Genomic DNA, 26,762 nt, shown 5'->3' with positions numbered 1-26,762 from the left:
CGATGACCCGTCCATTGGCCACCTCCTCCAATGACACGCTGCAACGCCTGGCGGAGGTGATCGAGTCGCGTCGCCAGGGCGATCCCGACAAGAGCTATGTGGCGCGCCTGTTCCACAAGGGCACCGATGCCATCCTGAAGAAGGTCGGCGAGGAGGCCACCGAGACCGTGATGGCGGCCAAGGACGGCGACCGGCAGAAGATCGTCTACGAGGTCGCCGACCTCTGGTTCCACTCGATGATCGCGCTGGCGCAGTTCGGCCTCACGCCGGCCGACGTGCTGGCCGAGCTCGAGCGGCGCGAGGGCTTGTCGGGGCTGGAGGAATTCGCCGCCCGCAAGGCGCAGGAGCGCGAGCAAGGAGAAAAGCCGTGAACGAAGTGACCACGACACTGGACCCGGGTCGGGACGACTCGCTGCGGACCATCGGCCACGTGAGCTACGCACTGCACGCCGTGGTGGCCGTGGGCGCCGTGCTGCCCGGGGTACAGGCCGCGACCCTGCTGCTGGTGATCGCGTTCGTCCTCGACCTGGTCAAACAGTCCGAGGCCGCGGGCTCCTGGCAGGAAAGCCACTTCCGCTGGCGCATCCGCAGCGTGCTCTGGGCCGGCGGGCTGTACATCCTGACGCTGCCGCTGTGGTTCCTGCTGGTCGTGCCGGGCTGGATCGCCTGGACCGGCATCTCGATCTGGTTCCTCTACCGCATTGCGCGCGGCTGGATGGCATTGAACGACCGCCGCCCGATGCCCGTCTGACTCAGGAAGCTTCCCGATGAGCACCGATCCGAACTGCATTTTCTGCAAGATCGTCGCCGGCCAGATCCCGGCGAAAAAGGCCTACGAGGACGACGACCTCATCGCCTTCCACGACATCCATCCCTGGGCCCCCGTGCACCTGCTGCTCGTGCCCAAGCGCCACATCGCCTCGATGGAGAGCGTGACGGAGCAGGACGGGGCGCTGATGGGCAAGCTGATGGTGCTGGCGCCCCGTCTCATGGCGGAGGCCGGCGTCACCGGCGGCTTCCGTCAGGTGATCAACACCGGCCGCGACGGCGGGCAGGAGGTGCATCACCTCCACATGCATGTGATCGGCGGCCCGCGGCCCTGGGCCAAGGGTTGACGACAAGACAGCGGCGGGGGTTGAACTGCACGGCCTGACCCGCACTCTTACAATCCGCAGTTGGTTTTTGGAGAAACGTCATGGGATCGTTCAGCATCTGGCATTGGCTGATCGTGTTGCTGGTGGTGGTGCTGATCTTCGGCACGAAGAAGCTGAAGAACGTCGGCTCCGACCTCGGCTCCGCGGTCAAGGGTTTCAAGGACGGTGTGAAGGGCGGCTCCGAATCGGGCGAGCCTCTGCCGCCGACCCAGCAGGTGAGCAGCAACCCGGGCGGCAAGCCGGTCGACAGCAACACCGTCGACGTCGAAGCGAAGAACAAGGTCTGACCGCTTGATCGACTTCGGATTCGACAAGATCGCGCTCATCGGCGCGGTCGCGCTGATCGTCATCGGCCCCGAGAAGCTGCCGCGCGTGGCGCGCACGGTCGGCCATCTTGTCGGCAAGGCGCAGCGCTATGTGGCTGAGGTCAAGGCCGAGGTCAACCGCTCCATCGAACTGGAAGAACTGCAGAAGATGAAGTCGCAGTTCGAGACGGCCGCGCGCGACGTGGAGACAAGCGTCCGCAACGAGGTCAACCAGGCCTCCGACGCCCTGTCCCAGAGCTGGAACGACGCGGCCGGGTCGCTCGGGTCCGGCCTGGCGGCGGGCGCCACCGAGAACAGCACCGCGTGGACGCCCGCGCCGCCGGCCTACCAGCACCCGCACAAGAACTGGCGCCTCAAGCGTGCCGCCATCCCCGCCTGGTACAAGCAGCGTGAAGGCGTTCGCCGTCACGTGCAGTCGGGCGCGGCGCGGGTGGCCCGCTTCCGGCCGCCCGGATCGACGGGCGGCGCCAAATGAGCCGTATCCGAACCATCGTGCAGGCTCCATCCCGCTGGGCGGGGCCGGCCGCAGCGCGCCCCGGGGTGCTGCGATGAGCACCGAGCCAAAGGACGAGCTCGAAGGCACCGAAGCGCCATTCGTCTCCCACCTCGTCGAGCTGCGCGACCGGCTGGTGCGCGCGCTGATCGCCGTGGGCATCGCATTCGGCATCCTGGCCGCCTATCCCGGGCCGGCGGGCCTGTACGACATGCTGGCCGCGCCGCTGGTTGCCACCTTGCCCCACGGCGCGACGATGATCGCGACGAACGTGATCTCGCCCTTCCTGGTGCCCTTGAAGATCACGCTGATGGCGGCCCTGATGCTCGCGCTGCCGGTCGTGCTCTACCAGCTCTGGGCCTTCGTGGCGCCAGGCCTGTACAGCCACGAGAAGCGACTGGTGCTGCCGCTGGTTGTCTCCAGCACCTTGCTGTTCTTCGCGGGGGTGGCGTTCTGCTACTTCTTCGTCTTCGGCAAGGTGTTCGCGTTCATCCAGAGCTTTGCGCCGAAGAGCATCACGGCGGCGCCGGACATCGAGGCCTACCTGGGCTTCGTGCTCTCGATGTTCATCGCCTTCGGCGTGGCCTTCGAGGTGCCGGTGGTCGTGGTGGTGCTGGCGCGCATGGGTGTGGTCAGCGTCGAGAAGCTGCGCGCCTGGCGCGGCTACTTCATCGTCGTGGCTTTCATCGTCTCGGCGGTCATCACGCCGCCGGATGTTGTCTCCCAGCTGTCGCTGGCGATCCCGATGTGCCTGCTCTACGAAGTCGGCATCCTGGCGGCGGGGCTATTCATCAGGCATACCCAGGCGCCGGAGACCGCCGAGTAGGTCGCAGCCGCCCTACTCCGGGTTGCGCTGAGGAGCCGAGGACTTTGGCCGCTGAGCGACCGTCACCTTCAGGTCCAGGGCCTTCTCGCCGCGCTGCACCCCGATGAGGGTCTCTGACCGCGGCTTGAGGGCCGCGACGGCGTTCATCAGCTGCGCGGTGTTGCGCACCGGCTTGTCCCCGATGCGGGTGACGACGTCACCCGGCTTCATCCCGGCACTGCTGGCGGGGCCATCCTGCAGCACGCCGGTGATCAGCACGCCTTCATGCACCGGCAGCTTGAAGCTCTGGGCAAACTCCGGATCGAGGTCGCGTGGCTGAACGCCGATCCAGCCCCGGGTGACCTGGCCTTCCGTCACGAGGCCTTCCATCACCTGCCGGGCCAGGTCGATCGGGATCGCGAAGCCTATGCCCATGCTTCCACCGCTGCGCGAATAGATCGCCGTGTTGATGCCGATCAGGTTGCCGTTGACGTCGATCAGCGCGCCGCCCGAGTTGCCCGGGTTGATGGCGGCATCGGTCTGGATGAAGTTCTCGAAGGTCGACAAGCCCAGCCCGCTGCGTCCCATGGCGCTCACGATGCCCGAGGTCACCGTCTGGCCCACGTTGAACGGGTTGCCGATGGCCAGCACCGCGTCGCCGATCTGCATCTGCTCGATGTTGCCCAGCGTGACGGTCGGCAGGCGATCGAGCTCGATCTTCAAGACCGCCACGTCGCTTTCCGGGTCCGTTCCGACCAGCTTCGCATGAGCCTCGCGGCCATCGGACAGGCGCACCTGGATGTCGTCCGCGCCCTCGATGACGTGGTTGTTGGTCAGCAGGAATCCCTCCGGCGAGACGATCACGCCCGATCCCAGGCCGACCTGCGGCTCCTGGCGGGCGGGGTGCTGGCCGAAGAAGAACCGAAACCACGGATCCTGTGATCTCGGATCGGCGGATGCCGGAGCGCGGCTGGCCGTGACGCTGACCACTGCCGGCGCGGCCCGCCGGGCGGCTGATGCGAGGGGCTGGTTGGGCACCCCACCGGTGGCCAGCGAAACCGGCACGCTGCTCGTGGGCGATGAGGTCAGCACCTGGACGCTGCCCGGGCTCAGGCCGCGCTGCAGCCATTCCGGCTTGAACGTGCCGACGACGAACAACAGCGCGACGGCGACCGTCACCGTCTGGGAAAATACGAGCCAGATTCTGCGCATGGCGTGCAAGAGGTGGGGTATCCGATGGCTGCACGGGCCGAGGTCGAGACGTTCCTTCAGCAACTGCTGGCACCGGAGCGGTTCAAGGATTATGGGCCGAACGGTCTGCAGGTGGAGGGCCGCGCGGAGATCCGCAAGGTGGTCTCCGGCGTGACCGCCAGTCTGGCCCTGATCGACGCTGCCGCGCAGGCCGGAGCCGACATGCTCCTGGTCCACCACGGTCTGTTCTGGCGCGGCCAGGACGGCCGGCTGACCGGCTGGCTCAAGGCGCGGGTCGAGCGGTTGATGGATGCCGGCATCAATCTCTTCGCCTACCACCTCCCACTGGATGCGCACCCCGAGTTCGGCAACAACGCTCGCCTCGGGATCGAACTGGGCCTGCAGGCCGATGGCCGCTTCGGCGAACAGGACCTGGGCTTCATCGGCCATGCGGGGGGGGCTATCGAACTGAAGGAGTTGCAGGAGCGGGTCGCCCAACGCCTGCTCCGCCCACCGTTGGCCGTGCCAGGCGATGGCCGGCCCCTGCGCCGCATCGCCTGGTGCACCGGCGGGGCGCAGGGCTACTTCGAATCCGCGATCGCCGCGGGCGCCGACGTCTATCTCACCGGCGAGATCTCCGAGCCGCAGGCGCACCTCGCGCGCGAAACCGGCGTCGCCTTCCTGGCCTGCGGCCACCACGCGACGGAGCGCTACGGCGCGCCGGCCGTGGCCGGGCACCTGGCCCGCTCGCTGGGCATCGAGCACCGCTTCATCGAGATCGAGAACCCCGCATGAGGATGATCGATCAACCACTGTTGGTGACGATGGGCGACCCCAGCGGCATAGGCCCGGAAATCATCGCCAAGGCCTGGGCGTCAAGCCAGTTGGGCGGAGCCGTCGTGTGCGGCGACCTGCAGGTGATGCGAAGGGCGCTGGCGACGACCGGCATCACCCGACCCGTCGCGGCGCTGGATTCACCAATCGATCTTCCGGCGGTGCCGGAGGGGGCCCTCCCGGTCTGGCAGCCTGAAGGACTGCCCGCTGGCCTGTCAGGCCTGCCCTGGGGGCAGATCTCGCCGGCGGCTGGCGCCGCGGCCGCGCGCTGCATCGAATGCGCAACGGCCCAAGTGCTGGCGGGGCGTGCGCGTGCCCTCGTCACGGCGCCGATCCACAAAGAGGCGCTGGCAGCCGCGGGTGTCGACTTCCCCGGCCACACCGAGATGCTGCAGGCCCTGGCGGCGCGCCACGCCGGCCTCGGTCAAGCGCCCGCGGTGCGGATGATGCTGGCCAACGAGGAACTGCGCGTCGTGCTGGTGACGATCCATGTGTCGCTGCGGCGGGCGATCGATCTGCTCGACACGCCGGGCATCCTGCAGACCCTGCGAATCACCCACGAGGCCGGCCGCCGATTCGGCCTGGCCGCGCCGCGCATTGCCGTGGCTGGGTTGAATCCGCATGCCGGGGAGGGCGGCCTGTTCGGGGACGAGGAACTGAGCATCATCGCGCCCGCCATCCAGGCCGCCCGCGACGAGGGGATCGACGCGAGCGGCCCTTACGCACCCGACACGGTCTTCATGCGGGCCCGCCACGCCGCCGGCCATCCCGGCGAGTTCGATTTCGTGGTCGCCATGACGCACGACCACGGCCTGATCCCGGTCAAGTACCTGGGGGTGGAGCACGGCGTCAACGTCACGCTGGGCCTGCCCTTCGTGCGGACCAGCCCGGACCACGGAACGGCCTTCGACATCGCCGGGACGGGTCGGGCGGATCCTTCCAGCCTGGTGGCGGCCACGGCCATGGCGTGCCGGCTGGCCGCCGCGTGAGGGATCAGGCGCTCGGCCGTGTGCGAATAGCGTCGCGGATCTCGCGCAGCAGCGTCACGTCCTGGGGCTCGGGAGCGGCGGCGGGCGGGGCGGGCTCCTCCTGGCGGCGCTTCAGGCGATTGATCTGGCTCACCATCACGAAAATGATGAAGGCCAGGATGGCGAAATTCAGTGCCACCGTGACGAAGCTGCCGTAGGCGAAGACGGCGCCTGCCTTCTTGGCCTCGGCCAGCGTGGTGGCCGTCTGGCCTGCCAGGGGGATGAAGTAGTTGGAGAAGTCCAGCCCGCCGAAGATCAGCCCGACGAACGGCATGATCACGTCGGCGACCATCGAGTCGACGATCTTGCCGAAGGCCCCTCCGATGATGACGCCGACCGCGAGGTCGACGACATTGCCCTTCATCGCGAATTCCTTGAACTCGGTCGCGAATCCCATCTGAAGACTCCTTCTGGTTGGTGGATCGATACCCGCCCGGGCGCGTCGAGCGGCGGTGCCGGCCGCAGTATTGCCGCCTGACGTGCCGTGTCAATGCAGGGTTGGCTCCGTGCACCCGGCGCCACAGGGCAGCGGTAAAGCAGTGTGTCTTGTCAGCTAAAATGCCGGATTGCCCGAGACCCGATCGCAAATGGGATCGTTCCGACGAGCCCTCTTGATCGCGGCGTCATCCCAGTCTTCAAGAGCTCCAAAAAGGACCCCCATGAGTGATAACGCGGTGGACCAAGGCAAGCGCACGTGGCTGATCACCACCAGTTGCGCAGGTGCCGTGGGCGGAGTGGCGGCGGCGGTGCCCTTTGTCAGCACATTCGCGCCATCCGAGCGCGCGAAGGCCGCCGGTGCGCCCGTCGAGGTCGACATCAGCGCCCTGAAGCCGGGGGAGAAGATGACTGTGGAATGGCGTGGCAAGCCGGTCTGGGTGGTCCGCCGCACGCCCGAGCAACTCGCCGAGCTGCCGAAGAACGATGCGCAGCTCGCCGACCCGATGTCCGAGCGCAAGGCTTATCCGATCCCTGCCTACGCCAAGAACGAGGCCCGCTCCATCAAGCCGGAGTACCTGGTGGTGGTCGGCATCTGTTCGCACCTCGGTTGCTCGCCGAGCGACAAGTTCGCCTCGGGCGCGCAACCCTCGCTGCCGGACGACTGGAAGGGCGGCTTCCTCTGCCCCTGCCATGGCTCCACCTTCGACATGGCCGGTCGCGTGTTCAAGAACAAGCCCGCGCCAGACAACCTCGAGGTGCCGCCGCACATGTACCTGTCGGACTCCCGCATCCTGATCGGCGAAGACAAGAAGGCCTGAGGCCTAGGCACGACCCGACTCAAGAAAGGCAACCATGGCTGAATTCAAAGTCGCGCCGGCGGACGCGCCGCTCGCCCAGAAGGTCACCGTCTGGTTCGAGAACCGGTTCCCCACCGCGTTCGACGAGTACAGGAAGCACATGTCGGAGTACTACGCTCCGAAGAATTTCAACTTCTGGTACTTCTTCGGTTCGCTGGCGCTGCTGGTGCTGGTGATCCAGATCGTCACCGGCATCTTCCTGGTGATGCACTACAAGCCCGACGCGGCGCTCAACGCCGCCGGCGTGCCGGTGGCCTTCGCCAGCGTCGAGTACATCATGCGCGACGTGCCGTGGGGCTGGCTGATCCGCTACATGCACTCGACGGGCGCGTCGGCCTTCTTCATCGTGGTCTACCTGCACATGTTCCGCGGGCTGATGTACGGCTCCTACCGCAAGCCGCGCGAGCTGGTCTGGATCTTCGGCTGCGCGATCTTCCTGTGCCTGATGGCCGAGGCCTTCATGGGCTACCTCCTGCCCTGGGGCCAGATGAGTTACTGGGGCGCGCAGGTGATCGTCAACCTGTTCGCCGCCGTGCCCTTCGTCGGCAATGACCTGTCGCTGCTGATCCGCGGCGACTACGTGGTCGGCGATGCGACCCTGAACCGCTTCTTCAGCTTCCACGTGATCGCCGTGCCGCTGGTCCTCATCGGGCTGGTCGTCGCCCACCTTCTCGCGCTGCACGACGTGGGTTCGAACAACCCGGACGGCATCGAGATCAAGGCGAAGAAGGACCCGGCCACCGGCATCCCCCTCGACGGCATCCCCTTCCATCCGTACTACTCGGTGCACGACCTGATGGGCGTGGGGGTGTTCCTGATCGTCTTCTGCGCGATCCTGTTCTTCGCCCCGGAGCTCGGCGGCTACTTCCTCGAATACAACAACTTCATCCCGGCCGATCCGCTGAAGACGCCGCCGCACATCGCGCCGGTGTGGTATTTCACGCCGTTCTATTCGATGCTGCGCGCGACCACCGACGACATGATCAAGGTGCTCGACGTCGTCATCGCGCTGGGGGCCATCGCCACGGTGCTGCGCGGCCGTCTCGGCGGCGCGGCCAAGGTGGGTGTGCTGGTCGCCGCCGCGGTGGGCATCCTGCTGCTCCATCTCTTCGACGCGAAGTTCTGGGGCGTGGTGGTCATGGGCGGCGCGGTGATCATCCTGTTCTTCCTGCCCTGGCTGGATCACAGCCCCGTGAAGTCGATCCGCTACCGCCCGGGCTGGCACAGCCTGCTGTACGGCGTCTTCGTGGTCATCTTCCTGATCCTGGCGTACCTCGGCATCCAGCCCCCTTCGGCCGCGGGCACCATCGTGTCGCAGGTCGGCACCCTGTTCTACTTCGGCTTCTTCCTGCTCATGCCCTGGTGGAGCCAGCTCGGCACCTTCAAGCCCGTGCCTGAGCGCGTGACCTTCCATCCGCACTGAACCGGCAGGAGAGCACCACACCATGATCAAGAAACTCGTTGCCGGCTGGATCGCCGCGCTGTGCCTGGTCAGCGGCGCCTTCGCTTCCGAGGGGGGCGTGGTCTGGGACAAGTTCCCGACCGAGCGGATGACCGACCTGGCCTCGCTGCAGAACGGCGCCAAGCTGTTCGTCAACTATTGCCTGAACTGCCACGGGGCCTCGTTCATGCGCTTCAATCGCATGAAGGATCTGGGCCTGACCGACGAGCAGATCAAGGACAATCTGATGTTCAGCGCCGACAAGGTCGGCGAAACGATGAAGGTGGCGCTGGAGCCCAAGCAGGGCAGGGCCTGGTTCGGAGCCGCGCCGCCCGACTTGTCCGTGATCGCACGCTCGCGTGCCGGCCAGGGCACGGGTGCCGACTATCTCTACACCTACCTGCGCACCTACTATCGGGACGACTCCACGGCAACGGGCTGGAACAACCTCGCCTTCCCTAGCGTGGCCATGCCGCACGTGCTGTGGGAACTGCAGGGCCAGCAGCGCGCCGTCTTCGAGGAGGTGTCCGATCCGCATGACCACGAGAAGACGGTCCATCGCTTCAAGGGCTTCGAGCAGGTCACGCCAGGAAAGCTCAGCCAGGCCGAGTACAACTCGGCGGTGGCCGACCTGGTCGCCTTCCTGCAATGGATGGGTGAGCCGGCCCAGGCCCACCGCGTCCGCCTCGGGGTCTGGGTCCTGATCTTCCTCGCGGTCTTCACCTTGTTCGCCTGGCGCCTGAACGCTGCCTATTGGAAAGACATCAAATAGCCGCCCATGACCGGCCGGCGGCGTGCCAAGCCGCCCGGCCTGCCGCGCAGTGAGCGCCCGCCGGCGCCACTGCGTTTTTCCGTTTCAGGCCCCGCATCGGGTCGAATCGATTTCGCTTTTCTCGACTGCTTCGAAAAGGAGCCCACCGCCATGATGGTGCTTTACTCCGGAACCACCTGCCCCTACTCGCACCGCTGCCGTTTCGTCCTGTTCGAAAAAGGCATGGACTTCGAGATCCGGGACGTCGACTTGTTCGCGAAGCCCGAGGACATCGCGCTGATGAACCCGTACAACGAGGTGCCCATCCTCGTCGAGCGCGACCTGATCCTGTACGAGTCGCACATCATCAACGAGTACATCGACGAGCGCTTCCCGCACCCGCAGCTGATGCCGGGTGATCCGGTGGCGCGGGCCCGCGTGCGCCTGTTCCTGTTCAATTTCGAGAAGGAACTGTTCTCGAACGTGAACCTGCTGGAAGGCCGCGGCATCAAGGGGACCGACAAGCAGCTGGAGAAGGCCCGCGCGCAGATCCGCGATCGCCTGACCCAGCTGGCGCCGATCTTCCTGAAGAACAAGTTCATGCTGGGCGACGACTTCTCGATGCTCGACGTGGCCATCGCGCCGCTGCTGTGGCGCCTGGACTACTACGGCATCGACCTGTCGAAGAACGCCGCGCCGCTGCTGAAGTACGCTGAGCGGATCTTCTCGCGCCCGGCCTACATCGAAGCGCTGACGCCTTCCGAGAAGGTGATGCGCAAGTAAGCGGGTTGCACCCGGCAAGCCAAGCCTCATGACCGCCACGCCTCCGACGACTCCGCCCGCACCGCCGACGGGCCCTGACCACCAGGGCACGTCGACCCGCCCGTACCTGATCCGCGCCCTGCACGACTGGTGCACCGACAACGGCTTCACCCCGTACCTCGCGGTGTTCGTCGATGGCAGCGTCCAGGTGCCCGTCGAGTACGTGAAGAACAACGAGATCGTCCTCAACGTCGGCTTCGAGGCCACCAGCGGCCTGAAGCTCGGCAACGACTACATCGAGTTCAAGGCCCGCTTCGGCGGGGTGGCGCGGGAAATCATCGTCCCGGTCGACCACGTGGTGGCCATCTACGCCCGGGAAAACGGCCAGGGGATGGCCTTCCCGATGCCGTCCGGTACGCCGGAGGGGGCACCGGCCGGGCTGGCCCTGCCCAGCGAAGGCGGCGAGGCCAACGGTGCCCGTCCGGGGCGCGGTCTCCGGCTGGCCCGGACCGAAACGACGAGTGGCGTGACTGCCACACCCGCGTCTGCGGCGGACGCCGGCCCCGGCGACGACGAGCCGCCCACGCCGCCGCGTCCTGCCCTCAAGCGTGTGAAGTGACCAGGCCGGGTCGGACGACCCGCCTAGAATCAAGCACTTGGCCGTGCCGGCTTAGCTCAGCTGGTAGAGCAACCGCCTTGTAAGCGGTAGGTCATCCGTTCGATTCGGATAGCCGGCACCATTTTTCGCGCGCGAGGCGTTCAGGCCTGCGCTGATTGAACCTTCACCCGGAGTGCAGTAGGCTTCCAGCCCCGCTCGGCCAGTGCCTGCTCGATGGCCGGCAGACATTGGCGAAGCTTGGCGGCCACCGCGCCGTTGGGCACGAGCAGGTTCCAGCCGGTCTCGTCCAGCACGCCTGCGCGCACATGGGGTTTCAGCCCCGCGGGCAGCACCTGGCGAACGGTCTCCATCCGCGCCTCGGCTTCCTTCAGCCGCTGCAGCAGCTGAGCCAGCGTCGCGTTCGCGCCGAGCGCTTCGTGGATCGGCCGGGTGTAGGGGCCGGGCGGTGAGGGAGCGGCAGGGCACATCGGGCAAGGAGTTTAGCGATGCAGATCTTGATCACCCACAGCAGCCTGGCGCGGACCCGGGTGCTGAGCCTGAGCCGATGGCAGATCAGCGTGGGACTGGCCAGCCTGGTGGTGGCGCTGCTGCTGCTGTCGGGGACCGTCTACCACTTCGTCTTTCTCAAGGCCGCCCGAGAGGGGTGGCCGGTGGTCAGTCAGCTGGTGCGGCTGGTGGTGCGCGACGAGATCGCGCAGCGCGAGCGCTACATGCAGACCAACCTCGACGCGATGGCGAAGAAGGTCGGCGAGATGCAGGCCCGCATGATCAACCTCGAGGCCATGGGCGAGCGCGTCACCGGTCTGGCGGGCGTCAAGCCCGAAGAACTCAAGGCGCTGCAGCGGCCGTCCTCGCCACCCGACCGGTCCGGCCGCGCCCCCGGCCAGGGCGGGCCGTATGTCCCCCTGGCCCATCCCAGCCTCGAACAGCTCGACCAGACCCTGAACGCCCTGGACCAGGTGGCCGACCAGCATGGCGATGTCTTCACCCTGGCCGAATCGCGCCTGTTCGAGTCGCGCCTGAAGGCCCTGATGGTTCCCAACTCGCGGCCGGTCGACGCGCCGGTCGGCTCGGGATTCGGATTCCGGATCGATCCCATCACCGGCCGTACCGCATTGCATACCGGACTGGACTTCTCTGCAGAGCCGGGCACACCGATCCTGGCCGCCGCCGGCGGCATGGTGGTCTCGACGGACTTCCATCCACAGTACGGCAATCTGCTCGAGATCGACCATGGCAATGGCTTGACGACGCGCTACGCCCATACCCAGCGCATCCTGGTGAAGGTGGGTGACCTGATCAAGCGCGGGCAGGCCGTCGCGCTGGTCGGCAACACCGGCCGGTCGACCGGGCCGCACCTGCACTTCGAGGTGCTGGTCGACGGCGTGATGCAGGACCCGGCCAAGTTCCTGGCGGCCGCATCCCCGCCGGCGATCGCGGGGGCTGCATCGGGAGCGGCGGCGGTCTCGACCGCGGCGCTGGCCATCGCGCCGTCGCGGCGCCATTGAGGGCGTCCACCAGGACCCGGGTGCTAAACTCGCCCGCTTTCGCGCCCGTGTCCGCCCGGCCTTCGCATGGCCGCCAGCAGCCGGGCGCGCCGCATAACGATTCAGCTGTCCCAGGGGCGCCACGGCGCGCAGGCTGACCTTGCAGAACGGGCCATGCGGCCCCAAGTCAGCAGGCGATCCATGGCTCGCCGACTCGGCGCCTCGCCGGTCCGGACCCGACCGACAGACTTCACCCCCGCGCGCCGCATGTTGCCCAAGCTCCTGACCCAGATTTTCGGCAGTCGCAACGACCGCCTGCTCAAAGGCTACCGCCGCACGGTCGAGGCGATCAACGCGCTGGAGCCTTCCCTCGCGGCGCTGGACGACGCGGCGCTGAAGGGCAAGACCGCCGAATTTCGCGAGCGGCTGGCCAAAGGCGAGACGCTGGACGACCTGCTGCCCGAGGCCTTCGCCGTGGTGCGTGAGGCGAGCAAGCGCACGCTGAAGATGCGGCACTTCGACGTGCAGATGATCGGCGGCATGGCGCTGCATGCCGGCAAGATCGCCGAGATGCGCACCGGCGAGGGCAAGACGCTCACGGCCACGCTGGCGGTCTACCTCAATGCGCTGCCCGCCAAGGGCGTGCACGTGGTGACGGTCAACGATTACCTGGCCCGCCGCGATGCCGAATGGATGGCGCGCGTCTACAACTTCCTCGGCATGAGCGTGGGCGTGAACGTCCCCGGCATGGATCGCGCCGAGAAGCAGGCCGCCTACGGCTCGGACATCACCTACGGCACCAACAACGAATACGGCTTCGACTACCTGCGCGACAACATGGTCCACGACGCGGGCGACCGCGTGCAGCGCCACCTGTCGTATGCCATCGTCGACGAGGTCGACTCGATCCTGATCGACGAGGCGCGCACGCCTCTGATCATCTCCGGCCAGGCGGAGGACCACACCGACCTGTACGTGCGCATCAACTCGGTCGTGCCGAAGCTGAAGAAGCAGATCGGCGAAGCGGACCTGCGAACGGGCGAGGGCGTGATCGAGGCAGGCGACTTCACCGTCGACGAGAAGAGCCACCAGGTCTTCCTGACCGAAGAGGGCCACGAGAACGCCGAGCGCATCCTTTCCGAGGCGGGCCTGCTGGCGGAAGGCGCGAGCCTGTACGACCCGGCCAACATCACGCTGATGCACCACGTGTACGCGGCGCTGCGGGCCAACCACCTCTACCAGCGCGACCAGCACTACGTGGTGCAGAACGGCGAGGTGGTCATCGTCGACGAGTTCACCGGCCGACTCATGACGGGCCGCCGCTGGTCCGACGGCCTGCACCAGGCGGTCGAGGCCAAGGAGGGCGTGCAGATCCAGAGCGAGAACCAGACGCTCGCCTCGATCACCTTCCAGAACTACTTCCGGATGTACGGCAAGCTGTCCGGCATGACGGGCACGGCCGACACCGAGGCCTACGAGTTCCAGGAGATCTACGGCCTGGAGACGGTGGTCATCCCGCCCAACCGGCCGACCATCCGCAAGGACGACCTGGACCTGGTCTACAAGACGGCCCGCGAGAAGTACAACGCGGTCGTCGACGACATCCGCAGCTGCCACGAGCGCGGCCAGCCCGTGCTGGTGGGCACCACCTCGATCGAGAACTCGGAACTCATCTCCGGCCTGCTGCAGAAGGCCAAGCTGCCGCACCAGGTGCTCAACGCCAAGCAGCACGCGAAGGAGGCCGAGATCATCGCCCAGGCCGGCCGGCCCGGCGTGATCACCATCGCCACCAACATGGCCGGCCGCGGCACCGACATCGTGCTGGGCGGCAACGTCGAGAAGCAGATCCAGTTCATCGAGGCGGACGAGAGCCTGCCGGCCGACGAGAAGGCGCGCCGCATCCAGCAACTCAAGGATGAATGGCAGGGCCTGCACGAGAAGGTCAAGGCCGAAGGCGGCCTGCGCATCGTCGCCACCGAGCGCCACGAAAGCCGCCGCATCGACAACCAGCTGCGTGGCCGCTCCGGCCGCCAGGGCGACCCGGGCGCCTCGCGCTTCTACCTGTCGCTCGAAGACCCGCTGATGCGCATCTTCGCGGGCGACCGCGTCAAGGCCATCATGGAAAGGCTGAAGATGCCCGAGGGCGAGGCGATCGAGGCGGGCATCGTGTCGCGCTCGATCGAGTCGGCCCAGCGCAAGGTCGAAGCCCGCAACTTCGACATCCGCAAGCAGCTGCTGGAATACGACGACGTCTCGAACGACCAGCGCAAGGTCATGTACCAGCAGCGCAACGAGATCCTGGAAGCGAGCTCGCTGGCCGACCAGATCACCAACCTGCGCAAGGCGACGATGACCGACGTCGTGCGCACCTACGTGCCCGTCGAAAGCGTCGAGGAGCAGTGGGACCTGCCCGCGCTGGAGAAGGTCCTGCGCGACGAGTGGCAAGTGGACGTGGCGCTGCAGCCTCTCGTCGAGGCGAGCGACTCCATCACCGACGACGACATCCTCGAGAAGGTGATCCAGGCGGCCGACGCCGCCTTCGAGGGCAAGCTGCAACTGGTCGGCGCCGAGCAGTTCACGCCGTTCATGCGGATGGTGCTGCTGCAGTCGATGGATTCGCACTGGCGCGAGCACCTGGCGGCGCTGGACTACCTGCGCCAGGGCATCCACCTGCGCGGCTACGCCCAGAAGAATCCCAAGCAGGAGTACAAGCGCGAGGCCTTCGAGCTGTTCGCGCAGCTGCTGGACGTGGTGAAGATGGAAGTGACGCGCATCCTGATGACCGTGCGCATCCAGACGCAGGAGCAGGTCAGCCAGGCGGCCGAGGCCATCGAGGAAAGCGCCGACCGCATCTCCAACGTCACCTACACCCATCCCAACGAGGACGGCAGCGTCAGCAGCGAGGCGGATCCCGCGACGCTTGCTTCGCAGGTCCCGCGCGTGGGCCGCAACGACCCGTGCCCCTGCGGCAGTGGCAAGAAGTACAAGGCCTGCCACGGGCGTCTCGCCTAACGTTCAAGTGCCGTGGATCGCGAACCGCCGATTCACGCGCGCCTTGAGCAGAGCCGGCTCGGCAGGGCTGCTCAAACCCCAGCGGGGGGCGGCCCGGGACACGCTCCCGAGCCTGGGGGCACCTTGTTCCGCATCGAGGCGGTCGACCACCAGCGCCAGCGCTTCCACGGCACCGTCGTTCTGGCGCGGCCTTGGTCCTTTGGGGCAATCACGGCGCTGCTGACCTTGCTGGTGGCAGCGCTGCTGGTGTTCGCCTGGAAGGCCGGGTTCACGCGCAAGGAAGTCGTCACCGGCATCGTCGTGCCCGACCGAGGCGTGATCCGCCTCGTGGCACCGCAGGCCGGGCGGGTGCAGGAGGTGAAGGCGGTGGCCGGGCAGGCCGTCAAGGCGGGAGACGCCCTGTTCGTCGTGCGCGACGAGCGCGTGGCCTCGACCGGCGCGAGCCGGGGCGACATCAGCCGCTCGCTCGCCGACCGCCTGCAACGCCTGGAGAGCGAAGCGCGCCAGCAGGAAGAACTGGCCACGCTGCGACAACGCGACCTGCGCGCTCGCGCCAGCCATCTCGAGGCGAGCCTTCGGCAGCTGGCCGAGGAGCGGCGCATCCAGCAGGAGCGTGCCAATGTGCTGAGCCGCGTGGCCGAAGGCCAGGCCCAGCTGGCCCGCGAAGGGATGGTCAGCCCCTTGCTCGCCGAAGCCAAGCGCGCCGAGGCGCTGGAAGAGCAGGCGCGCCTGGCGCGGCTGGACCGCAACCGCCTCGACACCGAGGGCGAGCTGGCGGCCGTGCAGGCCCAGCGGGGCGAGGCGCCTGTGCAGGCCGAGCGCGAGCAGTCCTCCCTTCGTCGCGAACTGGCGGCGCTGCGCCAGCAGATGGACGAGAGCGATCTGCAGCGCGAAGTGGTGGTGCACGCGCCGGACGACGGCGTGCTGGCCGCCGTCCTGGTGGAGCCGGGCCAGGCCCTCGATGCGGCGGCGGAGCTGGCGCACCTGGTGCCCAAGGGGGCCCAGCTGGTGGCCGAGCTGATGATGCCTTCGCGCGCGGCGGGCCAGGTGCAGCCGGGCCAGGCGGTGCAACTGCGCTTCGAGGCCTATCCCTACGAGCAGTTCGGCCTGGTTCCCGGCCGGGTGAGCAGCGTCTCCCTGAGTCCCGTGGCGACGGCCGAACGCACGGCCGGGCTCGTCTCGCCGACGACCGGCGGCGCAGCAGCCGTCTACCGCGCCCGGGTCGACATCGACATGGCCACGCTGCGCGAACGCACCGGCCAGGCGGTGCCGTTGCGCCCCGGCATGCTGCTGCAGGCCAGCATCGCGCTGGAGCACCGGACGCTCATCGAATGGGCCCTGGCGCCGCTGCTGGGCGTGGGGCGATCGCTGTGAGTTGCCCCGCATGACCGGGCGCCTGTTTGCCGGCTGGGGTCACCGGCTGCCGGTGATGATCCAGACCGAAGCCACCGAGTGCGGCCTGTGCAGCCTGGCGATGGTCGCCCACTATCACGGCCACCGGGCCGACCTCGCCCAGCTGCGGCTGCGCTTCGCCATCTCGCGCAAGGGTGCGACGCTGGAGGCGCTGATGCGCATCGCCGAGGCGCTGGGGCTGCAGACGCGTGCCCTGCGGCTGGACATGGATCAGCTGCCGCAGCTGCAATTGCCCTGCATCCTGCACTGGGACATGAACCACTTCGTCGTGCTCCGCTCGGTGAATGCACGCGAGGCGGTGATCCACGACCCGGCGGTGGGCGAGCGGCGCATGGGGCTGGCCGAGTTCGGCAAGCACTTCACCGGCGTGGCGCTGGAGGTGAGCCCGGGGCCGGGCTTCGTGGCGCAGGAGGAGGGCCCGCGGGTCTCGCTGCGCGGGCTGATGGGCCGCGTCAGCGGCCTGGGGCGGGGGCTGGCGCAGATCGGCCTGCTGGCGGCGCTGCTGGAGATCGTCACGCTCGCCACGCCGTTCTACCTGCAGTGGGTGGTGGACCACGTGCTGGTCAACGGCGACGAGGACATGCTGACCGTGCTGGGCCTCGGCTTCGCGCTGTTGGTGCTGGTGCAGGGCGTGATCCATGCGGTGCGGGGCTGGTTCGTCATCGTGCTCGGCACGAGCCTGAACTTCCAGTGGCTCGGCAACGTCTTCGCGCACCTGGTGCGCCTGCCGCTGGACTTCTTCGAGAAGCGGCACATCGGCCACATCCTGGCCAGCTTCGGCGCGGTGGGCACCATCCAGCGCACCCTCACGACCCAGTTCGCCCAGACGGTGGTCGACGGCCTGATGACCGTCGGCACGCTCGCGATGATGCTGGCCTACAGCCCCCAGCTGACCGGCGTGTCGCTCGCGGCGATGGGCGCGTACGCGCTCCTGCGGCGCGCGCGCTTTCGCGCCCAGCGGGAGGCGGAGGCGGAGCAGATCGTCCACACGGCACGCCAGCAGACCCACCTCATCGAGACGGTCGGTGGCATCCAGAGCGTGCGGCTGTTCGCCAAGGCGGACGTGCGGCGCGCCGGATGGCTGAACATGCTGGCCGACGAGTTCAACGCCGGCCTGCGCGTGCAGCGCCTCACGCTGGGCCAGGACACCGCCCGCGTGCTGCTCGCCGGGCTGGAACGCGTCGTGGTGGTCTGGCTGGCGGCACGCCTGGTGCTGGCCCACCAGTTCACCGCCGGCATGCTGTTCGCCTACCTGGCCTACCAGTGGCAGTTCTCCACGCGGGTCGCGGCGCTGGTGGACAAGCTGGCCGAGCTGTCCATGCTCAAGCTGCACGGCGAGCGCCTGGCCGACATCGTCTGGCAGCCGCAGGAGGACGCCACGCCGCTGCTGCCCGCCGAACAGGATCTCGACAAGCTCGAGATGGCGGTGGAGATGCGCGGGGTGGCCTTCCGCTACTCACCGACGGAGCCGCCGGTTCTGCAGTCCGTGGACCTGCGCATCGAACCCGGCGAGTGCGTGGCCGTGACCGGCCCCTCGGGCTGCGGCAAAACCACCCTGGTCAAGGTCATGCTCGGCTTGCTGCCGCCCACCGAGGGCGAAGTGCACGTCGGCGGCATGCGCCTGCAGCAGCTCGGCCTGGCGAACTACCGGCGGCTGGTCGGCACGGTGATGCAGGAGGACCGCCTCTTCTCAGGCTCCATCGCCGACAACATCTGCTTCTTCGACCCCGATCCGCAATGGGATCGCATCGTCGAGTGCGCCGTGCAGGCCGGCGTAGAGCGCGAGATCGCCTCGATGCCTATGGGCTTCCACACGCTGACCGGCGAATCCGGCGTCGGCCTTTCCGGCGGGCAGAAGCAGCGCATCCTGCTGGCCCGGGCGCTTTACCACCGGCCGCGGATGCTGGTGCTCGACGAGGCGACCAGCCATCTCGACCTGGGCAACGAGCGCTCGGTCAACGACACCGTGCGCGCGCTGAACCTGACCCGCATCGTCGTCGCCCACCGGCCCGAGACCATCGCGATGGCGGACCGGGTGCTGGTGATGAAGGACGGGCGGCTGGTGGAAGGGTGAAGGAAGGCGCGCCGAACAGCTCGTGGCGCGCCGAGGGGGCGTCAGCGGGTGGGTTGGGCGCCGAGTTTGGGGTCGTTGGGCACGCTGAGCGTGGGCGAACCCATAGGTCCGCCGGAGACCTGTTTCGTTTCTTTTGGCGTCAGCACCCGGATGGCAGGCACGGGAGCCTTCTTAGTCGTTGACATGTTGTCCTCCTTGAATCGACGATAGACATCGCCCGCCCTCGACGTGATCCGTTTAAGGCAGACGGCCCGCGCGGATGGCGTCAGGCCGGTCGATGCTAGAAGGCGCTCCCGGGCGCGGGCATCCCCAAGATGGGTGGCGTTCGATTCGGCACAGGGCCGTCGGCCAACAGGTAACGGGTGCTGGGCCCCTTTCCCGTTTGCACCAGCAGTCCTCGTTCTGCCAGCAGCCCGAGGTGTTTGGATGCGGTCGCCAAGCTGACGACGGCGACCTCGGCATAGGTGCTCTTGTTGATGCTGCCTTGCGCGAGAACGTGCGCCAGGACCAATTGGCGGCGGTCGCTGCGTAAAAGGTCGTCGCTGTGTTCAGCCCAGGTCTGCGAGAGGCGTTGCTCCCTCGTGAGATCCCGGGTGAAGGCCTGACGCAGGGCATCCAGTTCGGGCCCGAAGTCTTCCTGCAGGCCGTGGCGCTGAGCCAGCGCCAGTGCGCTCTCGCGCTCCTTGGCCGCGATCGCGAGGTAGGCGCGCGCGATGGCCAGGTGGGCGCGCACCTGCTGGGCTGCCCCCTGCGGCATGGCCAGGCTGGTTCGAAGGCGCTGGATGTCGGCCATTTCCTCGAAGTGGGCGGCGTACTCGACAGGGATCAGCCTGTCCGGGCCGCTAGACGTTCCCAGCGTTTCCTCTTTTAGTGTGCGAACCGAAGACCCAAGGCCTGGCGTGTTGTCTTCGGCACTCAGTCTTGCCGCCATGGCCGCATGCCGGTCGCCGAGCACCTCGTCGTCGCGCTGCCCCTTGTGCTGGAAGCGCTTGTAGTAGGCCTCGGCGAGGTTGTAGTGTGAAGCTCCGAGGTGCGCGCGCAGCCCGGCAGTCTCTTCAATACGAAGCGCTTCCTGATACTGGTCTATCGCCTGGTCCAGCTGTCCAAGATAGAAGTAGGCGACTCCCAGGTTTCCGTGGGCGCCCGCAAGGACGTCAGGCTCGACCATCATCTCGCGTGCAGCATCGATAACACGCCGGCCGTAGTCCAGCGCGCGTTCAAAATCCCGTGCCTCACCATAGATCAGGCTTAGGTTGCGATACGTGTTGAGCACGGCGCGTTGATCGCCCAGGCGCTCGTAGACGATCAGCGCCTTGTGCTTGTGCTCCAGCGCTCGCCCGGTGTCGCCCAGGCAGCGCCAATACTCGCCCCAGGTCTGTTCCAGTGGCGCCAGGATGTCGCCCGGCAGGTCGTGCTCGCGGCCCAACTGCTGGGCCTGGTCCAGCAAGGCCTTGGCGCGAGGATTGTTGCGGCGCAAGTGCAGCCATGCCAGACGCACGACGCAACTCGCGTACTCCTGCACCGCTCTCATTCGCTCGGGGTGGCCGGTCTCCGAGAGGACGCGCCGGAGGTGCTCGACGGCTTCTTCGTAACACGCAAAGGCGCGGTCTCGATCACGCGTTTCGTGAAAGCGTGCGATGGCCGCGTGCGCCACGCCGAGGCGCAGCGGATCCGCCAGATCGTGCGCTTGGCGAAGCCCGCGGCGCAGCGCCTCCTCCTCGCGGACGCTGTCATGTCGGTAGCGCCAGATCTGCGCCCGGCGCAGCGCCAGTTCGAAGCGTTCGGCTGGGCTGAGCGGAGACTCGACCTCGACCGCTTCGAGAAGCGCATCGGACTCGGGCGATCCGGCGACTTCGGTGCCGTGGTGATGCAAGGCATCGAAAAGTCCGCCGAAGTCGCCCGCCTGCCAGAAGTGCCAAAGCGCATCGGCTACCCCACCGTTCATCAAGGCGGTGCGCGCCTGCGCGCCGTGCCAGGCCTGCCAGCCGGCTTCGGGCTGAAACAGGGCCCGCAGTTCTGCGTGCGCCGCTCGGCGCAGCTGCAGGCGCTGGATGCCGGTGGGCGCTGGATCAGCGAAGACATCGATCAGTTGGCGCCGACCTTTGTCGAGGTAGCGGTAGAGCGTGCTGTGGCCGATTGCCCACAGGCCGCACAGATTCTCGATGGGCGATTCATCCGCACGCCGGTGGTATCGGGAAGGGAACGAGGGCACTGGCAGGAAGCCGTGATGGCAGGCGATCGCCAGCAGTGGCCGCCAGCTGGTGCTGGCGAGCCATGCATGCTCCTCGATACCCTCCAGTCCCGGGCTCTGATCCGGCCGCAGCTGTGACAAGCCCCAACGCATCAGCACCAGGAGCGACAAGGCGGTCCGACGTGGAGCCGGCAGCGCGTCGCCGAGGGTGTGCGTGACTCCAGCCAGCCAGCGCTCCTGCAGCAGACGCCGCAACCGCGTGTGGCGCTCGGGCAGCTCACCCAGGCTGCCGCGCCGGTACGCGTTGAGCCCAGCACCGAGCAAGGCGCCTATCGTCAATCGGGAGGTATGGGAGCGAGGCGACGGCATCGGGTGGCCTCAGGCTAGGGGGGCGGTCGGGCGACCTCGGCGTGAATCGTTCAGCAATCGTCTAGCAGCCGGGCCATTTCGGCCGCCGGCCATGCATGGGGATGGTAATGGCTGCGGCATATGGTGTTCGTGCCGTTGCATGCCGCCACAGCAGGCGGGTGCGCGCGTCCATTCATCCAATCCAAGAGGAGAAACCGCCGTGGCCCTACCCAATCTGTCCGACACCGGTGCCAAGACCGAAGGCGTGGTGCTTGCCGTCTACGCGCCGTTCGGCTCGGACGACGTGCTGAGCACCTTCCCGGACAACCTCACCGCGTCCGTGCAAACCCACCCCTTGGTGGCGGCCCTGAAGGGCGTGGCCACTGCGGGCGTTCATGTCGTGGCGTTGATCGACCGTGTCGAGGACAACTCCTGGCTGGTCGAGATTCCGGCTGGGCAGCCGGAGGCGATGCAGATCGTCTCGCGCTGGAAGCACGACTTCTCCTCGGAGCGCACGCTGGCCGGCTTGATCGCCCAGGCCCACGAGCGCTGCCCGCGTGCCGCGCTCGTTCTTGCCCTCGAAGGCCACGGCGCGGGCTACCTGCCCGATGTAAATCGGCGCAACCTGACATGGAGCCGCGTCACCGAAACAGGCAAGTTCGAATGGCACTTCTCCGACAAGGATTGCGCGCCGGTCCATCCCGATGGCAGTCCCGTGCTGCCAGCCGGATATCCGGGCTTGCCTGCGGGCTATCCAGGCCTGCCGGCGAACAGCACTTACTTGTCAACCTGGCAGCTGGGGGAGGCGCTGCGGATGGCACGTGACCTCGGTGCCCCGCGCGCTGGGGTCATCCACTTCAACAACTGCTTCAACATGTCGGTGGAGGTGCTGCACACGGTGGCGCCGTACGGCGTCTGCGCCACCGGCTACAACAACTACAACTTCTTCACTTCGGGCGCGGCCTACCCGGCCGTCTTCCAGCGGCTTCAGCAGGCCGGCACCGCCACCTGCCAGCAGCTGGCCTTGTGGTTCGCCGAGGAGAACCACAAGGCCCTGACCGCCAAGCCGCGTCACCCGACGGTGGGCGGCGTGGTCGCCCTGTCGCGGATGCCGGGCATTGCCGATGGAGTCGACCGGCTGTCCGACGCCTTGATCAAAGCCCTTCAGGGCGCCGCCCCGGGCGACCGGCCGCAGGTCGTCGGAATGATCCGCCAGGCCATCCTGGAAGCCCAGCAATACGACTCCGAGACGGGCTGGGAGCTGGAGACCCCCGACCAGCTCACCGACCTGCGCAGCCTGGCGGCGACGCTGCAGACGCAGGCCACCGGCTATCCCGCCATCCAGAGCGAGGCTGCAGGGCTGGTCAAGCTTCTAGACGGGATCAAGGCCTATGGCGACAACGACGTGCCTTGGCTGGACGAGACCGACAAGATCCGCTGGGACTTCAGTTCGCCGTTGCTGGCCATGAACATCTTTCTGCCGGACCCGCTGCGCGACGGCGTCTGGGACTGGCGATCGACCTACTACGTGGATGTCAATCCGGACCAGAAGGCGCCGCTGCAACGCGGTGTGATCGACTTCCTGAAGGACACCACCTGGGTCGACTTCCTCGTCGAGTACCACAAGGACGTGCCGTTCAAGGCCTTCCACGTCGGCTCCATCCCGCGGCTGCCGGGATTCAACCCGCGGGCCGAACCGGCGCCGCCGGAGGGCAAGCCGCCGGGTGGCGGCGACGGCGAGAGTTGCGGTCGTCCGCGGCAGCCCTGGCCGCTGGGAGCGATCGCACGCCGACTGCTGACCTGGTTGGAGCGGCACGGCGAACGCACCTGAAGTTAGGGGGGTGGATGGCCGCGCAATCGTCTGGTTTTCGTCTGATGTCTTGAGCCGATCAGTGCCTGGAGTGCATCGAAACGGGAAGGCCGGCGCAGTGCAATGAACACCGTGCCGGCCGACATCCCGACGGCGCTCCAGGCAAGGTGCCGACAGAGACGGCACCGATCACCGCACATCACAGGAAGGAAGATGCCCATGAACACCCTCGAAGACATGCTGCTCGCCGAACAAGCCCGCTGCCGCCAGCTGGCGCGCGAGTACGCCGAACTCGGCACGGCCGCCGCCTTCGCCCGCGCCCTCATCGAAGAATGCCTGCGCGCCGCCGAGGAGGCCGTGCAGTCGAAGCACCTGGTCGCGATGCAGCGCGTGCTGGAGCGCCTGCTGCGCTTCCAGACGCTGAACCACCTCGCTATCCAGCTTTCGCACGGCACGCAGCAGAAGAGCGTGCCGGTCGCGCGCCCCGCGGCCTGGCAGCGCGGCCCCCTGCGCATGCAGGAGCAGTTCTTCACCTGGACGAGGGCGGCATGAACGCGCTGCTGACCCCTGAGATGGCCGTCTGGGCGCCCGAGGACGCCCTCACCGGCCAGCCCGAGCACGCCCTCGCAGCGGCGGACCGCAAGGCCGCCCGGCTGGGAGGGGTCGTGCTGGGGGTGGCGCTGATGTCGGTGCTCGCGGCCCTCGTGCTGTCGATGTTTCCGATCGCCAATTGAACGACGCTGTCTGAACGACGCTGACAGGGAGAGTGACCGGGGCGGCTGCACCACCAGTGCGGCCGCCCCGCGTCCATAGAATCGCGGGCTCCCACCCTTCGATTCACCGGACACGCCACCATGCCCGTCAATCTCGCCGCTCCCGACCCGTCGTCCCTCGCGCCCGTGGCCGGGGTGAGCCTGGGCATCGCCGAAGCCGGCATCCGAAAGGTCAACCGCAAGGATCTCGTCGTGGTCACGCTGGCCGAAGGCTCGGCGGTGGCCGGCGTCTTCACCAGCAATCGCTTCTGCGCCGCACCGGTGCAGGTCTGCCGCGAGCACCTGGCCGGCGGCCAGGGCATCCGCTCCATCGTGGTCAACACCGGCAATGCCAACGCCGGGACTGGCGCCGACGGCCTGGCCCGCGCACGCCGCACCTGCGCGTCACTCGCCACGCACCTGGGCGTCGCGCCCGAGCAGGTGCTGCCGTTCTCCACCGGCGTCATCATGGAGACGCTGCCGGTCGAGCGCATCGAGGCCGGCCTGCCCGCCGCGCTGGCGGACCGCTCGCCTGCGAACTGGGCCCGCGCCGCCGAAGGGATCATGACGACCGACACGCTGCCGAAGGCCGCCTCGCGCACGCTGACCATCGCCGGGCGCGAGGTGCACGTCACCGGCATCTCCAAGGGCGCCGGGATGATCCGGCCCAACATGGCGACGATGCTCGGCTTCGTCGCCACCGACGCGGTGGTGGACGCGGGCTTGCTGCCTGGCCTGGTCAAGGCGGCGGCGGACGAGTCCTTCAACCGGATCACGATCGACGGCGACACCTCGACCAACGACTCCTTCGTCCTGATCGCGACCCAGCAGGCGGGCCACGCGCCCATCACCTCGCTCGCGAGCCCCGAAGGCCAGGCGTTGCAGGCGGCGGTGTTCGCAGTGGCACGCGAGCTGGCCCAGGCCATCGTGCGCGACGGCGAAGGCGCCACCAAGTTCATCACCGTGCGAATCGATGGCGGCCGCAGCGAGGCCGAGTGCCAGCAGGTGGCGTATGCCATCGCCCACTCGCCGCTGGTCAAGACGGCCTTCTTCGCCAGCGATCCCAACCTGGGCCGCATCCTGGCGGCAGTCGGCTACGCCGGCATCGAAGACCTCGACCAGGCCCTGATCGACCTGTACCTGGACGACGTGCATGTCGCCCGCGAAGGCGGCCGTCATCCGGCCTATCGCGAGGAGGACGGCCAGCGCGTGATGAAGCAATCCGAGATCACGGTGCGGGTGGACCTGCACCGCGGCGGCTCGAGCGCCACCGTCTGGACCTGCGACCTCTCGCACGACTACGTCAGCATCAACGCCGACTACCGGTCCTGAGAAAGCCTCGCGGCTCGCGGCGCGCGAGCGGAAACCGCATCTGCATAGTCGGTGCGATCCTCCTATAGTCGCCTCTCCACCTAGGAGAGCAGACCATGAACAACAGGATCCGCTTGCTGGCCGCGACCGTTGCGGTGGCCCTCTTGCCGCTGGCCGCCCAGGCCGACCAGGTCGCCGACGTCAAGGCCAAGGGCGAGCTCGTCTGCGGCGTGCTCGGCACCGACGACCCGTTCAGCTTCGTCGACCCGAAGTCGCGCGAGATCGTCGGCTACGAGGTCGACCTGTGCAACGCGATAGCGAAGAAGCTGGGCGTGAAGCCGTCGCTCAAGCAGCTCGCCGTCGCGGCCCGCGTGCCCGAGCTGCAGCAGGGCCGCGTCGACATCCTCGCCGCCTCGCTGACCCACAACAAGGAGCGCGAGGCGCTGATCGACTTCTCGCTGTCGACCTTTGTCACCGGTCAGAAGGTCATGACCAAGAAGGCCAGCGGCATCACCCAGCCTTCGCAGCTGGCCGGCCAGAAGGTGCTCACCGTCAAGGGCTCGACGATGGAGCAGAACATCAAGAAGGTGGTGCCCGCCGCCGAGATCGTCTCCTTCGACAACAGCCCGCAGGCCTTCCTGGCCTTGCAGCAGGGCAAGGGCGTCGCGTACGTCAACGACGAGACCTCGCTGATCGACGATTTCAGCAAGCTCGGCGCGGCGCAGAAGGACTACGTGATCCTGCCCGCCAGCATCAGCACCGAGCACCTGGCGCTGGGCCTGAAGAAGGGCGAGACGGGCATGAAGACCCTGGTCGACGGCGTGCTGCGCGACATGGAGAAGTCGGGCGAGGCCGACAAGCTCTTCGCCAAGTGGTTCGGGCCGGACACCAAGATGAAGTTCCCGTCGCGGCCGTTCAAGTACGAGACCGACAAGATCGACTGACGCGGCCGCGCCGCTCGCTCGATGGCGGATTTCGACCTGGCCCTGCTGACGACGGGGCCGTACCACGCGCAGCTGGTCGCGGGCTTCTGGTTGTCAATCAAGCTCGCGGCCGGCACGCTGGTGCTGGCCCTTCCGTTGGCCCTGGTCGTGGCGGTGCTGCGCATGACGCCCTCGCGGCTGCTGGCCGGCATCGGCTTCGGCTTCGTCGAGGCCATCCGCAACGTGCCGCTGCTGGCTCACATCCTGTTCTGGTACTTCGGGGCGCCCGAGCTCTTGCCCGAGGGCCTGAAGCAGTGGCTGTACCGCGGCAACATCGAGGTGGCGGCGGCGGTGATCGCGCTCACGCTCTACACCGCTGCCTACATGTCCGAAGACATTCGCAGCGGCGTGCGCAGCGTGCCCCGAGAGCAGCTGGAGGCGGCGCGTGCGCTGGGCTTCGGCTTCTTCACCAGCATGCGGCTGGTGGTGCTGCCGCAGGCGCTGCGCATCACCGTGCCGCCGCTCATCTCGCAGACCCTGAGCGTGTGGAAGAACACCAGCATGGCGATGGTGGTGGGCGTGGGCGAGCTGCTGTACCAGGCCCAGCAGGTGGAAAGCGCCACCTTCCGCAGCTTCGAGTCCTTTGCCTTCGCCACCGCGTCCTATCTCGGCGTCTCGCTGCTGATCACTGGTCTGGCCGTGGCTTACGAGCATCGCGTCCAGGGCGCGAGGCGGCACTGAG

27 protein-coding genes and 1 tRNA gene are annotated in these 26,762 nt (G+C 67.7%); 24 read left to right on the top strand and 4 right to left on the bottom strand.

The annotated features are described in order from the left end of the window. Positions 1-2: 2 nt before the first annotated feature. From ACS5PM_RS22935 to tatC, 6 genes are all read left to right on the top strand, one after another. The gene (locus tag ACS5PM_RS22935) at positions 3-371 is read left to right on the top strand and encodes a phosphoribosyl-ATP diphosphatase (protein WP_439390021.1); all 369 of its coding nucleotides are present in this window, start codon (positions 3-5) and stop codon (positions 369-371) included. Between the two features lie 5 nt (positions 372-376). Then, the gene (locus ACS5PM_RS22930; RefSeq protein WP_439390067.1) at positions 377-751 is read left to right on the top strand and encodes a DUF4870 family protein; all 375 of its coding nucleotides are present in this window, start codon (positions 377-379) and stop codon (positions 749-751) included. Between the two features lie 16 nt (positions 752-767). Next, positions 768-1,115, top strand: a complete 348-nt coding sequence (locus ACS5PM_RS22925; RefSeq protein ID WP_439390020.1) for a histidine triad nucleotide-binding protein — start codon at positions 768-770, stop codon at positions 1,113-1,115. A gap of 80 nt (positions 1,116-1,195) precedes the next feature. Next, on the top strand, positions 1,196-1,441 hold the full coding sequence (gene tatA / locus ACS5PM_RS22920; protein ID WP_439390019.1) for a Sec-independent protein translocase subunit TatA: 246 nt from the start codon (positions 1,196-1,198) through the stop codon (positions 1,439-1,441). 4 nt (positions 1,442-1,445) lie between these two features. Beyond that, on the top strand, positions 1,446-1,955 hold the full coding sequence (gene tatB / locus ACS5PM_RS22915; protein WP_439390018.1) for a Sec-independent protein translocase protein TatB: 510 nt from the start codon (positions 1,446-1,448) through the stop codon (positions 1,953-1,955). Between the two features lie 73 nt (positions 1,956-2,028). Further along, positions 2,029-2,799 carry a twin-arginine translocase subunit TatC gene (gene tatC, locus ACS5PM_RS22910; protein WP_439390017.1) on the top strand — a complete coding sequence of 257 codons (771 nt, stop codon included), beginning with the start codon at positions 2,029-2,031 and terminating at the stop codon, positions 2,797-2,799. A 12-nt stretch (positions 2,800-2,811) separates the two neighbouring features. Here tatC and ACS5PM_RS22905 read toward each other — a convergent pair whose 3' ends face one another. Beyond that, positions 2,812-3,990, bottom strand: coding sequence for a S1C family serine protease (locus tag ACS5PM_RS22905; RefSeq protein WP_439390016.1), 1,179 nt, complete (start codon positions 3,988-3,990; stop codon positions 2,812-2,814). A gap of 24 nt (positions 3,991-4,014) precedes the next feature. On the opposite strand from ACS5PM_RS22905, the gene ACS5PM_RS22900 reads away from it, so the two are divergent. Both ACS5PM_RS22900 and pdxA read left to right on the top strand, forming a co-directional pair. After that, on the top strand, positions 4,015-4,764 hold the full coding sequence (locus ACS5PM_RS22900; protein WP_439390015.1) for a Nif3-like dinuclear metal center hexameric protein: 750 nt from the start codon (positions 4,015-4,017) through the stop codon (positions 4,762-4,764). Next, positions 4,761-5,792, top strand: a complete 1,032-nt coding sequence (pdxA, locus tag ACS5PM_RS22895) for a 4-hydroxythreonine-4-phosphate dehydrogenase PdxA (RefSeq protein ID WP_439390014.1) — start codon at positions 4,761-4,763, stop codon at positions 5,790-5,792. Before ACS5PM_RS22900 ends, pdxA begins: the two co-directional genes overlap by 4 nt. Positions 5,793-5,796: 4 nt before the next feature. On the opposite strand, the gene mscL is transcribed toward pdxA, so the two are convergent. Then, the gene (mscL, locus tag ACS5PM_RS22890) at positions 5,797-6,228 is read right to left on the bottom strand and encodes a large conductance mechanosensitive channel protein MscL (protein WP_439390013.1); all 432 of its coding nucleotides are present in this window, start codon (positions 6,226-6,228) and stop codon (positions 5,797-5,799) included. Between the two features lie 262 nt (positions 6,229-6,490). On the opposite strand from mscL, the gene petA reads away from it, so the two are divergent. The 6 genes from petA to ACS5PM_RS22860 all read left to right on the top strand — a co-directional run bounded on the left by petA (position 6,491) and on the right by ACS5PM_RS22860 (position 10,820). Beyond that, positions 6,491-7,087, top strand: a complete 597-nt coding sequence (petA, locus tag ACS5PM_RS22885; RefSeq protein WP_439390012.1) for a ubiquinol-cytochrome c reductase iron-sulfur subunit — start codon at positions 6,491-6,493, stop codon at positions 7,085-7,087. Positions 7,088-7,121: 34 nt separating this feature from the next. After that, a complete protein-coding gene (locus tag ACS5PM_RS22880) occupies positions 7,122-8,549 on the top strand; it encodes a cytochrome b (protein WP_439390011.1) in 1,428 nt (475 codons plus the stop codon). Between the two features lie 25 nt (positions 8,550-8,574). Continuing rightward, entirely contained in the window at positions 8,575-9,339 is a 765-nt protein-coding gene (locus tag ACS5PM_RS22875) for a cytochrome c1 (RefSeq protein ID WP_439390066.1), read from the top strand. 150 nt (positions 9,340-9,489) lie between these two features. Further along, positions 9,490-10,101 (top strand): glutathione S-transferase N-terminal domain-containing protein, encoded by a 612-nt coding sequence (locus ACS5PM_RS22870; RefSeq protein ID WP_439390010.1) that lies wholly within the window; start codon positions 9,490-9,492, stop codon positions 10,099-10,101. A gap of 28 nt (positions 10,102-10,129) precedes the next feature. Next, complete coding sequence (locus ACS5PM_RS22865) at positions 10,130-10,699, top strand: ClpXP protease specificity-enhancing factor (protein ID WP_439390009.1); 570 nt, start codon at positions 10,130-10,132, stop codon at positions 10,697-10,699. Between the two features lie 45 nt (positions 10,700-10,744). Continuing rightward, positions 10,745-10,820: transfer RNA gene (locus tag ACS5PM_RS22860), tRNA-Thr, on the top strand. Positions 10,821-10,839: 19 nt separating this feature from the next. Here ACS5PM_RS22860 and ACS5PM_RS22855 read toward each other — a convergent pair. After that, positions 10,840-11,166 (bottom strand): hypothetical protein, encoded by a 327-nt coding sequence (locus ACS5PM_RS22855; RefSeq protein WP_439390008.1) that lies wholly within the window; start codon positions 11,164-11,166, stop codon positions 10,840-10,842. An 18-nt stretch (positions 11,167-11,184) separates the two neighbouring features. On the opposite strand from ACS5PM_RS22855, the gene ACS5PM_RS22850 reads away from it, so the two are divergent. The 4 genes from ACS5PM_RS22850 (at position 11,185) to ACS5PM_RS22835 (ending at position 18,685) form a co-directional block, all read left to right on the top strand. Then, entirely contained in the window at positions 11,185-12,207 is a 1,023-nt protein-coding gene (locus tag ACS5PM_RS22850) for a M23 family metallopeptidase (RefSeq protein ID WP_439390007.1), read from the top strand. A gap of 246 nt (positions 12,208-12,453) precedes the next feature. After that, positions 12,454-15,198, top strand: coding sequence for a preprotein translocase subunit SecA (gene secA, locus ACS5PM_RS22845; protein ID WP_439390006.1), 2,745 nt, complete (start codon positions 12,454-12,456; stop codon positions 15,196-15,198). A gap of 123 nt (positions 15,199-15,321) precedes the next feature. Next, positions 15,322-16,572 carry an HlyD family secretion protein gene (locus tag ACS5PM_RS22840; protein WP_439390005.1) on the top strand — a complete coding sequence of 417 codons (1,251 nt, stop codon included), beginning with the start codon at positions 15,322-15,324 and terminating at the stop codon, positions 16,570-16,572. A gap of 10 nt (positions 16,573-16,582) precedes the next feature. Next, a complete protein-coding gene (locus tag ACS5PM_RS22835) occupies positions 16,583-18,685 on the top strand; it encodes a peptidase domain-containing ABC transporter (protein ID WP_439390004.1) in 2,103 nt (700 codons plus the stop codon). Between the two features lie 280 nt (positions 18,686-18,965). Here the strand turns inward: ACS5PM_RS22835 and ACS5PM_RS22830 are convergent, their stop codons facing one another. Then, complete coding sequence (locus ACS5PM_RS22830; RefSeq protein WP_439390003.1) at positions 18,966-21,200, bottom strand: tetratricopeptide repeat protein; 2,235 nt, start codon at positions 21,198-21,200, stop codon at positions 18,966-18,968. A 244-nt stretch (positions 21,201-21,444) separates the two neighbouring features. Here ACS5PM_RS22830 and ACS5PM_RS22825 point away from each other — a divergent pair, with 244 nt between their 5' ends. From ACS5PM_RS22825 to ACS5PM_RS22800, 6 genes are all read left to right on the top strand, one after another. Next, the gene (locus tag ACS5PM_RS22825; protein ID WP_439390002.1) at positions 21,445-23,055 is read left to right on the top strand and encodes a hypothetical protein; all 1,611 of its coding nucleotides are present in this window, start codon (positions 21,445-21,447) and stop codon (positions 23,053-23,055) included. Between the two features lie 198 nt (positions 23,056-23,253). Next, complete coding sequence (locus ACS5PM_RS22820) at positions 23,254-23,586, top strand: hypothetical protein (RefSeq protein WP_439390001.1); 333 nt, start codon at positions 23,254-23,256, stop codon at positions 23,584-23,586. Beyond that, positions 23,583-23,768 carry a hypothetical protein gene (locus tag ACS5PM_RS22815; protein WP_439390000.1) on the top strand — a complete coding sequence of 62 codons (186 nt, stop codon included), beginning with the start codon at positions 23,583-23,585 and terminating at the stop codon, positions 23,766-23,768. The genes ACS5PM_RS22820 and ACS5PM_RS22815 overlap by 4 nt, the downstream gene beginning before the upstream one ends. 120 nt (positions 23,769-23,888) lie before the next feature. Then, positions 23,889-25,118 carry a bifunctional glutamate N-acetyltransferase/amino-acid acetyltransferase ArgJ gene (argJ, locus tag ACS5PM_RS22810; protein ID WP_439389999.1) on the top strand — a complete coding sequence of 410 codons (1,230 nt, stop codon included), beginning with the start codon at positions 23,889-23,891 and terminating at the stop codon, positions 25,116-25,118. A 95-nt stretch (positions 25,119-25,213) separates the two neighbouring features. Then, positions 25,214-26,041, top strand: coding sequence for an ABC transporter substrate-binding protein (locus tag ACS5PM_RS22805; protein ID WP_439389998.1), 828 nt, complete (start codon positions 25,214-25,216; stop codon positions 26,039-26,041). A gap of 21 nt (positions 26,042-26,062) precedes the next feature. After that, entirely contained in the window at positions 26,063-26,761 is a 699-nt protein-coding gene (locus ACS5PM_RS22800; protein WP_439389997.1) for an amino acid ABC transporter permease, read from the top strand. Position 26,762 lies beyond the last annotated feature (1 nt).

It is taken from the genome of Ideonella flava, from assembly GCF_051857595.1.
In the GTDB taxonomy this organism is placed as follows: domain Bacteria; phylum Pseudomonadota; class Gammaproteobacteria; order Burkholderiales; family Burkholderiaceae_C; genus Ideonella.
Note: the sequence above shows the minus strand (reverse complement) of the source record. Positions and strands in the feature narration are given on the sequence as shown.